The sequence below is a fragment of the Calditrichota bacterium genome (assembly GCA_013152715.1).
In the GTDB taxonomy this organism is placed as follows: Bacteria; Zhuqueibacterota; Zhuqueibacteria; order Thermofontimicrobiales; family Thermofontimicrobiaceae; genus 4484-87.
Genome location: JAADFU010000163.1, coordinates 1 through 14,622 on the forward strand (window position 1 = coordinate 1; position 14,622 = coordinate 14,622).

The 14,622-nt window shown below is 41.0% G+C and carries 4 protein-coding genes; all 4 read left to right on the forward strand.

Going from position 1 to position 14,622, the window contains the following annotated elements; all coding sequences use genetic code 11:
* Positions 1–263: 263 nt before the first annotated feature.
* Positions 264–3,677 carry a T9SS type A sorting domain-containing protein gene (locus GXO74_12280; GenBank protein NOZ62445.1) on the forward strand — a complete coding sequence of 1,138 codons (3,414 nt, stop codon included), beginning with the start codon at positions 264–266 and terminating at the stop codon, positions 3,675–3,677.
* Between the two features lie 248 nt (positions 3,678–3,925).
* Entirely contained in the window at positions 3,926–10,663 is a 6,738-nt protein-coding gene (locus tag GXO74_12285; protein ID NOZ62446.1) for a hypothetical protein, read from the forward strand.
* 1,706 nt (positions 10,664–12,369) lie between these two features.
* On the forward strand, positions 12,370–13,719 hold the full coding sequence (locus GXO74_12290; GenBank protein NOZ62447.1) for a UDP-glucose/GDP-mannose dehydrogenase family protein: 1,350 nt from the start codon (positions 12,370–12,372) through the stop codon (positions 13,717–13,719).
* Positions 13,720–13,974: 255 nt separating this feature from the next.
* Entirely contained in the window at positions 13,975–14,610 is a 636-nt protein-coding gene (locus GXO74_12295; GenBank protein NOZ62448.1) for a carboxypeptidase regulatory-like domain-containing protein, read from the forward strand.
* Positions 14,611–14,622: the final 12 nt, after the last annotated feature.

The window sequence follows — 14,622 nt, forward strand, 5'->3', positions numbered from 1 at the left end:
CGGAAATAACTTATGGCGAACCCGACCCGTCCGGCTATTTCGATCAGAGCAATGGTATCGTTCCGCCCTTGCTTAATTCTAAAACCTATAACTGGATTATTTTGAATAATTATGGCGGCACACCGAATTTAAGTTCAATTATTCAATCCGGTGTGCAGGGTTTTACCGTAAATATTTCCGTAAATTTGACGCCTCCGGCGTTAATCTCTCCCCCCCAGGGCGCTACGCTTTCAAACGAAGAAATTGAGTTTTCCTGGCAGCCAGTGGCTAATGCCCAATCTTATCAATTTGAACTTTTTGAACAAATTGAGGAAAGGGGATCAACATCGACTTTGCTTGTCTGGCAAGTGATCACTTCAGCAAATAGATTATTTTTTCCTGCTCGCACTGTGCTGAGAAATGGATACTTTGAGTGGCATGTAATTGCTCTGAATGAAGCGGGCAAGGGCGTTGTGAGTGAACGTCGGAATTTTACTTACTCGGTTCCTTCCGGAAAATTAAATGTTCTCACTTTAACAGAGTTTGGAAATAACTTGTCCCGAGTTGCCGTAAAGGTGATTCCAATTCAGGGCAATGGCGAAACTGTAGATTTTTCAACTACCGATTCAGGAACCCTGGAACTGGAATTACAGCCCGGGAGCTATCAGCTTTCCTTTTCCAAATTTGGTTTTCGGGATACGGTACTGACTGCCGAGGTTGAAGTAAACCAATCTTCTGAAGCAAGAATTTATTTAAGACTGCTCACACGTACTGTTACTGGCTCTGTCGTGGATCAAAACAATGAGCCTGTTTCGCATGCCCGCATAGTTGCAATCGATTTGCTGAATTCGCGTCATAAAACAACGATGGTGAGTGATGTCCCAGGACGATTTCAATTTCCGTTATCTGGTTCAATTTATGGCCTTTTTGCTGCAAAATCAGGGTATTTGCCCGCCGATACTGTACAAATTGATCTCACATCGCAATCGGAAATATCTTTAGCAGCGCCATTGAGATTAAAGGAAAACACGAGCCGAATTCTCGGAAAAGTTACCAATCAAAACGGAGTCCCAATCTTTGGAGTGAAGGTCGAAGCTAATAGGGATAAAATTCAGCTATCAACTCTTACAGACATGAATGGCGCTTTTCAATTGGCAATTGGTAGCGGCTCATGGGATGTTGTTGCCCAAAAGCCTGGCTACAGTCAGGAAAATCCGCGAATTATTTCGGTTAATGAAAATCAGACCATCACCTTATCGCCTGATTTAATAATTCATTCAAACGCAGCATCGCTCAGCGGGCTAATTACTGACGGGGATAAAGGAATCGCCGATGTTGAAATTACAGCAATTTCTTCTCAAGGCAATACTTTTAAAACGCAGAGCAATGATAAAGGTCATTTTTCAATTGATTTGATGGCTGACTTGTATCAATTATATTTTCATCATGAGGGGTATATTGATCCTTTGCCGCAACATTTATCACTTGAGCCTGACCAAAATATTAGTGATTTAGTCATAAAAATGTCTCCTGCTTTATCCGAAGTAACCGGAAAGATTCTTTCTCATGGTTTGCCGTTGTTTAACGCAATTGTCACCAACGGAATTGCCTACGACACGTCAAGGATTGACGGATATTATGATTTAAAACTAGCTCCTGGTACACATCAGCTTTTTGTAAAAAAAACTGGTTATTATCAAGATAATTTTCCTCAGATTACATTAAGTCCGGGGCAATCTTTGACGAATTATAATATAGAATTATTGCCCGGAGCAGCGACTATTAAGGGCAGAATTAGTAGTGGCAATCGCCCCATCCCTTTTGCACGGGTCATGGCAATTCAGGGAAATGATTCGCTAAAAGCCTACTCTGACCTCAGCGGCGATTTTTCATTTTCCGTTGCACCAGGTCTCTGGAAATTAGTGGCTGCCAAAGAAGGCTATCTGACCGGCAGTTATCCGGATATTGCTGTGCAAGCAAATCAAGTGCTTCAGGGAATTGAAATCATTCTTGCTGCAAATTACGGAATCGTCAAAGGGCAGATCATCGATTCGCAGAACAACAAAATAAGTCAGGCGCTCATAATTTGTCAACAGCGCAGTCAGCAAGCTATTTCTGATTACAATGGAAATTATACTTTACAGTTGAGCCCCGGCGATTTGGCATTTTCAGTTTATAAAGAGGGTTATGAAAATCAATCCATTAATGCAACAATCAGTCAAAGCCAGACAACAACATTGAACTTTGTTCTGAACAAATATGGTACTGTCACCGGGAAAATAACTGATCCGAACGGAACACCAATAAACCGAGCGACTGTACTTGCCTTTCAGGGAAGCGATACGCTGAAAGATTATTCTGATTATGCCGGAGAGTATCGCCTGAATTTGCCGGACGGAAGTTACCAACTACAAGCAGACAAATTGGGATACGCCGTCGTACAACAGCAGCTTTCATTGCAAAATGCTCAGGTTTTAATCAGAAATATAGAGTTGCCGTTCAAACCTGAAGAAATTGCCGAAATATCAGGTAATGTTTCAGTGGATAATCGTTTCCCTCTGCCCGGCGTATTGGTAAAACTTTTCGGAAAACAAAGCAAAGAAACGCAGACCAATTTGAACGGCAGTTACATGATTCAGCAGCTTGAAACTCAATTCGACTATTCTCTAAAACCTGCTAGGGACTCTTATTTTTTCATACCACCGTATCGCCGCTACGCCCCGCTTACAGAATCGAAAACGACGGAGCAAAATTTTGTCGCGTCATTGTTTGGTGATCTGAGCAATAATCAGGAAGTCAGTTCTTTTGACGGATCATTGGTTTTGCGCATTTCAGCTAGAAAGAATATTACACCCTATTTTACGACCTTTCCCAGGGACTCTCTCGCAGCCGATGTAAGCGGGAACAAAAAGATTAGTTCTTTTGACGCGTCACTCATTTTCCGCTATACTGTTGGTTTGATTAACAGATTCCCGGTTCAGGATTCAATGAAGATCACAAAAGAAAAATCCGCTGGTCGGGAAAAAGCTTTTGTACGATATGAGTTGAAAAAACTGAATAGTGATACAAGACGTCTTATAGTTTTCATTTCTGAATCGCCACAGTTTTATTCATTGGATGCAATCTTGACATATCCTGCCAGTCTGTACGAACCAATTGACATGCATCCGGCTAAAGCGCTCCGGCAAATGCATTACGAATGGAATCATCAAAACGGGAGATTGTTTTTTGCGTTCGCTGCACCAGAAAAAATCAGTTTTTCTGGTGCTGATACATTGTTTAGTGTCGATTTCCATTCTAAAGCTTCTGAAAAGATTAAAAATCCAGATGAATTATTTGACTTACAGCTTGAATTTGACGAAGGCGCATTTCCCATATCCATTGAGAGAAAAACAAATATTCCCGACCGGTTTTATGTATCACAAAATTATCCCAATCCTTTTAATAGCACAACCGTTTTTGAAATTTGGTTACCTAAACTTTCTCATGAAAGGTCATCAAAGTTGCGAGTGGAAATATATAATTTGCTCGGTCAAAAGGTTGGGACAATAGTTGATCGCGAACTTCAACCCGGGTTTTATCGATTCCAATGGCCTGAAAATCCAGCACATAACTATAATTTGTGCAGCGGATTGTATTTTGTCCTTGTCAAGTATGCTCAATATCATGAGTTAAAAAAAATGGTACTTGTACGATAGTGTGAATAAAATATCATGCGATAAATTTAAATTGGAAAATTTAGCGCTTAATGAGTACAATCTCAGCGGTTGACCATCCCGATGCATTTGTCATTACAGGTTTTGCCATTTCGTTAATTGTTGATGTCTAAAATTGATTGGAAGAGAAAAAGATGTTTCACCTCCGTTGCAAATGAAATTTTCAAATAAAATTAAGCAAATTCATTCTAACGGGTATTACGGATTCGAAGGAAATTAGCCTCATCATTATGAAAAAATTAAAAATTACCATTCTATTTTTAGGATTGCTTTTATTTTCGAATAATCTACTGGGTCAAACGTCGACTGTGACGATTCCCGATATCAGCGCGCCGGCGGGCAAAGATGTGAATCTGGATATTCAGGTGAGCGATCTGACGGGCCTAGAGGTTTTCTCGGTTGACTTTGCTTTGGCATTCGACGGCAACTTGTTGCAAGCCTTGGAAGTAAGTAGTGCTGGCGCAATATCTGCGCCGTGGGGAAATCCGACCATCAATATTTCATCAGGAAACGTAATCGTATCATTGGCAGGTATCGACCCCTTATCAGGAGGGGGGAAATTGGTTCGTATTAAATTCCATGTTTCAGAGACTGCTTCTTTTGGTGACAGCACAGAACTCTTGTTTTTAAATTTTAAATTTAATGACGGCCAGCCGCAGGCAATTACGCAAAACGGAAGGTTCACTGTCTCCGGTGATCTTAACCCGCCTACGATCGTAAGCGGCCCGACGATTATCGAAAAAAATTATTTTAATGTCAAAATCCACTTTGAAACGGATGAGCCTTCTTCCGCTGTCGTGCTTTATGGAGAAAATATTTTTTATGGACAGGGTGTCTCAGATACAAATTTCACGTCTTCGCACATATTAAATTTAACGGATTTGCGGGAAACAACAAAATATTATTACCAGATTCAATTGACAGATTCCCTGAATAATGGGCCGTCTGTTTTTTCCGGATATACATTTACATCCAGAGAAGTTTCGCTGACTCTTCCTGATGTGACTGCCGATCCTGGCACTGATGTGATGATTCCGGTTTTCATCCCTGATTTCACCGACTTGAATGTTCAGAAAATAAAAATGGAGATCCTTTTTGATCAAAATCAATTGCAGGTTTTCGGCATTAATATTTCGAACACCGTATTAGCAAACAGGCCTTTGCCGCAGATTACAATACAAACAAATAAGTTGATTTTGTCGGCCGAATACACTACATCTTTGCAAGGGGGAGGTACGCTGTTTTTTATCAGCGGAAAAATTCCGGTTACCGCAGTTTTAAGCCAGCCATCAGAAATTCGTTTCAACAACGTCGCTTTGAACGACGGTCAAATCAGATTAGTTACCAATGACGGCTCGCTTACTGTTGAAGATCGTCTCCCGCCACAGATTGTAAGCGGCCCAGAAATAAATGACATTAGCAGTAATTCCGCTACAATTCGTTGGCAGACAAACGAACCTGCAACCAGTCTCATTCAGTATGGCCTGTCGGGATCTTATTCCTATTCACAGCAAAAACAGACATTTGTCACGAATCATGAAATTACTTTGTATCATTTGAATCCGGGAGTAACTTATCATTTCAGGGTGGGTGGCAAAGATAGCAGCGGCAATGGGCCCAATTGGAGCGATGATGCGATATTTGTGACCTCAGCATCTGATGTCTCAGTCGGATTTCCTGATACAACTGTTCATGCCGGAACGACGATGTGGATTCCTTTGCTAACCTCAAATATCGCCGATTATTCGGTCAAAACCTGGAGCGCGCTCATAGGGTATGACTCGAAAAAAATGAAATTAATGGACATTAAACAGGAAAACACGCTAATTTCGACCTGGAATCCGATTCAGGTAGATTCTACCGCTGGTTACATTTCTATTAATGCTAATGGCTCTTATGCCATTTCTGGAGCAGGAGAATTGATCCTGCTGGAATTTAAAATAAAAGATTCGAATCAAACCAACCAAACAGCGGAAATTGCATTACTCAATTTTCGTTATGATCAGGGGTGGCCCGCAGTAAATGCTTACAATTCTACCATAAATATCATAGGCGCAGCGGACATATTGCCGCCGCAGATCACGTGGGGACCTTATGTCGATAAAATAACCAATAGTTCAGCGCGCATTTACTGGCGCACCGATGAATTATCTTATGCTGAAATTGAATACGGAGCTACGGGAACTTACGGTAACACTAAAATTTCCAGTGAGTTGGATACTCTCCATCAAATTATTTTAACGAATCTGCAACCAAATTTCCAATATCATTATCATGTACGAAACCGAGACCTGGCAGACAATATTTCTCTGTTTTCAGCGGACAGCACTTTTTCAACTCTTTCTGGAAACAGTGTCGCTGTATCGATTCCGATTCGTTCCGCAAATGCCGGTGCTGTAATTGAGATTCCGATTCATACAACAAATCTTACCGGACTGGAAGTCTATTCGTGCGACATCGATATTGATTACGATGAGACAAAATTATCCGCAATATCGGCGAGCAGCGCTGGTTGTCTGACTTCTTCTTGGGGGAATCCGGTTTACACAATATTCCAGGGAGAGCTCATCGTCGCCATGGGAGGTATTCAGGCTTTGCAGAACGAAGGAGATCTTGTCAAATTAAAATTTCAGGTTTCCAACTCTGCCAGGCCAAATGATATTGCAATTATTCGCTTTAACAGTTTTGTTTTCAATGAAGGTACGCCTTTATCTTCGCTAAATTTCGGAACAATAAAAGTAAAAGATAATATTCCGCCAAGATTGCTCGTCGGTCCCGTGGTGATGGACATCCAGCCTAATTCTACCATTATTGCCTGGCAAACAGATGAGCCTGCCAATTCCCGCGTTCTTTGGGGAATTCAGTCCGCGGATGAAAATATTATTTTAAACGAGACCGTACAAAAATATCATGCGGTTCTATTGGATGGCCTTGCGCCGCATACGACTTATAGCTACCGCATTGCTTCAACTGATTCATCCGGTAACGGTTGGATGTCTGATCAAATTTATCAATTTACGACTTCATCGATAAACCAACTTTCCTTTTCAGTAGGAAGAGCAGAAGCAGACCGCAATCAGGATATTTTGATTGCGCTGAGCCAAGCCGGTAGCAGCGCCCGTCCGATTTTTTCATTGGATTTTGATTTGATTTTTAGTGGGGAGGTGTTGGAATTTAAAGACGCTGTGATTACTTCAGCGGAAGCGTCTGCTTGGAGCAAAGAATTTCAGGTAATAAATAATGGGAAAATTCATTTTCATCTTCAGGGATTTCAACCAGTTATGCATGATGGTGAGTTGCTCAAATTTCAATTTCTCAGCAAATCTGCTCCTTTCGGTTCCACAAGTGCAATTGAAATGAGGCACTTATTTGTCAATGGCGATTCGTCTAATATTTCAATTACTAACGGTATTTTTCGGTTAATTGACAGAACCCTTCCTGTTTTTGTGACTGAGCCTATTATCAGTCAAATTCATGCCATGTCAGCGCATATCAACTGGCAAACTGATGAGTTAACCACGGGAGTTATTGTTTATAATAAGGTCGGTTTTAGTCCGGATACAATAAAAATTTTAACTCCTGCAACGGAGACAAACTATACGCTGACAGGGTTATCGCCCATTACAACTTACCAGCTAAAAGTTGGGATCACAGATACCAGCGGAAACGGGCCTGTGTGGGGTAATTTGTTAGAATTTTCAACTACCAGCGGCAATGAGGTTGAAGTCGTATTGCCGGATACAGCTTTTGCCATTGGTGACACAGTTTTGTATCCAATTTTATTAACCACGTCGCCAACAATTCCCATTAATAATTATGAATTCAAATTAGTTTATAATTCAAACTTTTTAGAATTTCTGAACACCAATCAAACCGGCTCATTAACTGAATCCTGGCAAAATCCGACAAAAATTGTGAAGAGGGATTCTCTGATAATTTCTCATTCGGCAGGACAGGCTATTTTGCAAACTGGGATTCTTTTAAAACTTCAATTTGTAATTAAACAGCAGGCTCACCATGAACAGCGGCTTCCGCTTCGTTTTGCATCTTTTGTTTTCAACGATGGCGTGCCACCTGCTTCAGTCCGAAACGGATCAATTCGCTGTCTCGATTTTTCACCTCCGAAGTTTATCGACTCTCCGACTGTGACAGAAATTCATCCAAAATCTGTTGTAATCAAAGTGCAGACTGACGAACCGACAACACTGACTTTAAATTACGGTCAAGATTCTACAATGGGGACAATTCTGACGATTTCTGAAACCGATACGCTGCATTTTATTACAATTGAAAACTTAATCCCAAATCAAACCTATTATTATCAGGTACAGGCATTCGATTCTCTGAATAATGGCCCAACAACCAGCGAGATTCTGACCCTTCACACGGCTGAACAAATTCTTTTTGTGTCTATTCCTGATACTTCAATAGCCATTGGTTCAGATTTTGAGCTTCCTGTTTTTGTTTCTGATGTGACAGATCTTGAAATCAGACAGTATTCTCTGGAAATTCGCTATGATGTTCAAAATCTGATGCCTCTGGGGATTTCCATTGATAGCAGTTTGACGTCGGAGTGGAGCAATGGTACTTTTTCAAGCAATGATCAAAAAATTGTCTATTCTAATTCCGGCTTGAGTGACCTGCAAGGAAGCGGCGTTCTTTTTTGGCTAAAATTTAACCTGGCGTCAGCCGCCATTGTTGGGGACAGTACAGAACTAAACATCACGCAGGCAAACTTCCAGAGCAGCGCGGCATCGGTAGAGACAAAAAATGGCAAGGTTTATTTTGCTAAACAAGATTCCGCTGATATTGAAGTATCTTTGCCGGACACTTCAGTTCTGCCAACGTCTCAGTTCGAAGTCGCTCTCAAAATTTCTGACCCGACGCCAATTGAGATCACTTCTTATTCTTTTGTATTCAGCTTTGACGAAAATATTTTGGGCCTGGATAAAATTGAAACAAAAAACACGCTGACAAAGAATTGGTCGCCGATAACATATTCCGGCAGCGGAGACAGTCTGCAAATATCTCATTCAGGGGCAGAGCCAGTCACAGGAGCCGGGATTCTGCTAAAATTCAATTTTTATGTGAAAGAAGATGCAGCCACGGGTTCGAAATCTGATTTGAAAATAAATGACTTCCGCATCAATAACAACGTACCTGTCGCCAGAGCTGCCAATGGCTCTGTGACTGTTGTTGAGCCGGCAAATAAAATTGTCGGTTATACGAAAAACAAACGATTCCCCGATGAAACGATAAGCGGCGCACAAGTCTATGCATTGGACCTGGAAAATCAAATTGTTTCAGAATCGCAGTCAGATTCATCCGGCTATTTTGAGCTTTCTGATCTGGCGTTTGAAAAACAATATCGGGTTGCCGCCATAAAAGCTGATTTCTCTCCTTCTGATACCCTGAATGGGATTTATCCGAGCTATCAGGAGATAGAGCTGTTTTTAATGGCTCAAGATGGGGAGATTTCAGGATTTGTAAAAGATATTAATCAAGAACCCATCGAACAGGCTGTTTTGTCAGTAAATAATCATCGCGGATTTATAGTATCGGTCAATAGTGACCAAAATGGAGAATTTCAAATCAAATATTTAGACCGCCGTTTTCCGTATCAATTGACGATAACTAAATATGGATTTGACAATAAAACGATGGAGAATATTTTCATCGGAGACAGAGACACAACAATGACGATTGTGTTGGACTGGAAGTATGGAACAATTTCAGGCCTGACGGAAAATCCTCAAAATGAGCCAATTTCCGATGTGACAATAAGTATTTACTACCAAAGTAGCGGACAACTATTCAGGACAACCAGAACAGACATCAATGGTCATTTTCGAGTGGATAGCTTGAAAGCAGATTCCTACTTAGTGGTCGCACAAAAATCAGGTTTTCTGACAACACCCAGACAGATTAATGTCAATTTGGCACCGGACGAAGAGAAAAACATTAAGTTTCAGTTAAAACCTTTTCAATTGGAATCAATCCAAATAACAGGAGAGTCATTTTCCATTCCCAATGGTCATCCGACGCAATTTTCATTTATTGCCTTATCTGACAGCGGCGAAACAATTGATCAGCTTGAAGCCCTGCAGTGGCAATTATTTCCGGAATTGGCAGGGGCTGTCACTGACGGCATAGTCTATCCTGACAGTTCATATTTGGGGCCAGCGTCTTTGATCTTAATCGAGCCTAATTTCGCGATTAGTGATACGGTGAATCTTTTTATTTATGCTGATATAAATCCCAATCAAGCCTATCAATTGCATGACGATGAAGGAATGGAACTAATTTTTCCGGAAGGCGCAGCGCCTTCTTCTTTTCAATTAAAATTTGACATTTCACCTCTGCAATCAATAAAAGGCGCCACGCGTTCCCATATACTCATTGGCAAGGGCTATGATTTTAAGCCTGCGGAAATTGAATTATTGAAGCCGGCGCTTCTGATATTACCGGTTCCGGCAGATTATCAAAATCGACAGTTGAAAATCGGTTCTTGGGATCCGTCTCGCGCCGAATGGCATATTTTATTGGGTAGCCATTTAATAGACTCGGACAGGATCGAAGCAGAAATAGAAAGTTTTGCTCTTTTTGCTCTGCTCTTTCCATCTCAGCCTTTGGGTGCCCATGATATTAAACTAACTCCGAATCCATTTTCGCCGCAAATTGACACTGATGGCGACGGTCAGCCCGGAGTTGCCATTAGTTTTTCCGTGTCGTCTGAGAACATTAGGCAGCCATTTGTAACAATTAAAATTTATTCACTTTACGGAGAATTGGTCAGTGCTCTGGTTACACAAAGGCCTTTGGACAAAGGAAAAATTTATTCCTTTCATTGGGACGGAAAAACGAATCAGGGGCGCATGGCGAGAAACGGGCGCTATCTTATTCAAATTCAAATGAAAGATCAGAAAGAAACGAAAAATTATTTAAAACAGGTCGTATTAATCAAATGAAACAAAAGAACTTTTTTGCTAAAATTTTTATTTTGGCGGTAATGACAATTACTTCTGCCAAAGTCAATGGGCAGGAATTGGCGAATTTTAGTTCATCCTTTGTAGATATTGGTTTTGGCGCTCGTCCCCTGGGCATGGGCAAGGCTTATTCAGCGCTGGTCTCTGATGCCAGTGCTCTTCTCTGGAATCCGGCGGGAATAGCAGAAATTACTGCTTTTGAGGGTACTTTTTCATATACTAAATTGTTCAACATCATTCCTTACAGTTTCGCCGCGCTGGCATTTTCACCGGCAACTAACCATGCTATCGGTGCTGGTGTTATTATTTCAGGGGATCAATTATTAAAGGAGATTTCTTTTATTTCTGGCTATGGAGGGAGGTTTTCTTTTAGACATCGCCGACTAAATGTAGGAATCACTCTCACATTACACTCTGCTTCTTTTGGCAAAAACGAACCCGCTAATGGCGCTGTCAGTGGGGATGCTTTTGGCTTCGGCATTGGAATTGGCTTACAATATTATTTTTCTCAAAATATAGTTTTTGCTGCTCATGTTCAAAATCTGTTAAATAAAATTGAATGGAATAGTTCATCAAGCAGCAAATACGAAGAAGGCCTGCCACGGCGGTTAATTTTCGGTGTCGCTGATAAAAATTCCCATTCCATGAATTTTGAATTGGACTTCCAAAAGTCTCTTTACCGGGAACTCGAAGACAAAATCTATCTCGGAGCTGAACGCGTCTTCTTAAATAAAATTTTTCTCCGTTCAGGTGTCGGAGCATCATTTTCTGATGATCGGCCGCTTTTTTGCACCTTTGGATTTGGCGTTAGTCATTACCTCAAAAAGAGATTTTATTTTCGATTTGACGGCGCATATATCATTCATCCCTTGGAAAATATGATTCGGCTGTCGATGTCATGCAGAATTGAATGACCGTTTGATTTGAGTCATGTTTTTTTTGATTGCGTTTTTAATTTTCCTAAAACAATATTATTATTTGTGTGATCTGTTTTATTGGTTCACCACAATCGGTTCATTCATACATGAATAATTTCTTTGATATTTTTTTGAGGCCGTTCAATTCCCGGAACAATTTTGTTGACAAATTTAAGACCAAATGATCATCTCCAAAAATTGATTTCTTTCATATTGCCTCTTTGTGACTTCAAATTTAAGGAATACCGGTATCTTAAATTAAAAAATCAATGCGACAATTTAGGAACAATATTTGTAGATTCAGCGGTCAATGGTGAAATCGCGGACGCTATCAGTTTTGTCTGTTAGTTTGATTTTTGCGGTTATTGTTTAACTCAATTAAAATTAAGGAATTACATCAACATTGAAAATAGTTAATTATCGTATTCAATGAGCAAGCAAAGGATGATGCATATCATTCTTGAACGGTGTTTTGAGATTGAACATTATATTTTAATTTCAACTAATTGAAACTTTGTAAATTTATGCCGTAGCAGAAATATTCATTTTCCGCAATTTCAGATGCGGAGTTGTAAATAGTACCTGAAACAATTCATTTAAGATTATTCGGAACCTTTTAATTCGTTCTATGTATATTTGAATTGAAAAAAAGACGGGATAAAATGGACGAATTGGATCTTTGCTTGAATATTGGTGGCGATCTGCAAAGCAGTGAATCAGAATATGGAAATTATAATTAGAACTAATCCAAAAGTAAGGTAGGAGGAATCTATGAAAATTACCATCGTTGGCACCGGTTATGTGGGATTGGTCACGGGAACTTGTTTTGCTGAGACGGGCATTGATGTGACATGCGTGGACGTTGATGTTATGAAAATTGAAAAATTGAATCAGGGAGAGATTCCTATTTACGAGCCGGGCTTGGAAGAAATTTTGGAACGTAATGTGGAAAAGGGACGATTGAAATTCACGACAAAAATTCGGGAAAGTCTGGACGCTGCAGAAGTCGCTTTCATCGCGGTAGGCACGCCTCCGGACGAAGACGGCAGCGCAGACCTGAAGCACGTTTTAAATGTCGCTCGCGATATTGGGAAATATATGAAAGACTACATCGTTGTCGTAACGAAAAGCACAGTTCCGGTGGGGACCGCAGAGAAAGTGCGCGCCGCAGTCCAGGAGGAACTGGACAAGCGCAAATCCGATTTGTCTTTTGATGTGGCGTCGAACCCGGAATTTTTGAAAGAGGGCGCTGCTGTTTCCGATTTCCTGAAGCCGGACCGCATTATTATCGGGTTGGATTCGCCGCGAGTGGAAGAAGTCATGAAACGTTTGTACAAACCGTTTCTATTGAATGGCCATCCGATTGTTTTTATGGACATCAAATCCGCTGAAATGACCAAATATGCGGCAAACGCCATGCTGGCGACGAAAATCAGTTTCATGAACGATATTGCCAATTTGTGTGAAATCGTTGGCGCTGACGTCAATCTGGTGCGCAAAGGAATTGGCAGCGATTCTCGCATCGGAAATAAATTTATCTATCCCGGCGCTGGTTACGGAGGCTCGTGTTTTCCGAAAGATGTGAAAGCGTTGATCAAAACGGCGATTGAGCACAATTATAAACTCCGTGTTTTGCAGGCGGTCGAGGCTGTGAACGAAGACCAGAAGGCGACACTTTTCAGAAAAGTGCATCGCTATTTTAACGGCGATGTGAAAGGAAAAACGATTGCGCTGTGGGGTTTGTCCTTCAAGCCGGAGACCGACGATATGCGGGAAGCGCCTTCGTTGGCGATCATCGACAAATTTTTGCAGGCCGGCGGCAAAATCAAGGCCTATGACCCCCAGGCCATGAGCGAAGCCGAACGCCGATTGGGCGATAAAATTACACTGGTGGACGATGCCTATAAGGCGCTGGAAGGCGCTGATTGTCTCGTGATAGCGACCGAATGGCACGAATTCCGCTACCCGAATTTCAAACTGATGTATCAACTCTTGAAGAATAAAGCCATTTTTGACGGACGAAATATTTATGACATTCAAGAGATGAAAGAGTTGGGCTTTGATTATTATTGCATTGGCGTGGACACTCAAAAGAATAATTCGTCCGGCGCAAAAAAATAATTTTTTGTCAAAAAGTGCGCTGCGTCACATCAAATTTTCCATATTGTAGTATATTTTAGATGTCCTTCCGAGATAGATATTTTGCAAAGTGACCAGATATTAACGGGATTATGTCTCCCCCCAGCATAATCTCAGATGTCTGGTCACTTTTTTTGTGTCCTCACGAAAAAAAAATTCCATTTTTTGCCCCGATTAGAACTTTTTTCTTGCTTTTTAATGAAAAAATCATAGATTTAACAAAAACGAGGGGCAACAATGAGAACACGTTTTTTTATCTGGTTCTTGATTTTTTCAGCTTTTTGGATTTCTTGCGGCAGCACGCTTCCTGAAATTGACGAGCCGGTTGAAAATAAATGCCTTATCATTGGATCAGTGATTTTCGATGTGAATGGTTATCACGAAGTCAATACGACTGTTCGCGAAAACATCGAAGTTGCGATCATTGGCAAAGTAATTGACAGCGGCCAGGAGAAACGAGTCGGTTTTTGGGCGGAGACAGATGACAATGGATACTTTGCATTAGCCAATGTTCCCCCAGGGATGTACGCGATAAAAGGTTTCCGAACCAGAACTATGGATTTGGGCGATGTCGCGGTGATTAACGAATTAACCGACCCGCAGCGAAATTATTTTGAATTATCTCGTTCCGACGCGATTCCCATGACCGGAAGTTTGTTGGACGTGGCGTCGAAAAACCGCGTCATTAATTTTAAGCACAATATTTTTTCGCTTCACAGAAACGGAATCATTAGTTTTCAGCGGTCAAATCAAATCCGTGATTTCAAACTTTCCGCCGGCGATGTGATCAACCTGCCGCCGGTTCCGTCATATTTTCTGGAAAAATTTCCGGCCTCTGCCTGGTCCGTTTTTCTGGATATGCAGATGAATTGAACAATTTTTTAA

Bases quoted from the DNA above. Each gene is read 5' to 3' on its own strand.
- GXO74_12285 (NOZ62446.1), top strand. From the start codon at position 3,926: ATGAAAAAATTAAAAATTACCATTCTATTTTTAGGATTGCTTTTATTT.
- GXO74_12290 (NOZ62447.1), top strand. From the start codon at position 12,370: ATGAAAATTACCATCGTTGGCACCGGTTATGTGGGATTGGTCACGGGA.
- GXO74_12295 (NOZ62448.1), top strand. From the start codon at position 13,975: ATGAGAACACGTTTTTTTATCTGGTTCTTGATTTTTTCAGCTTTTTGG.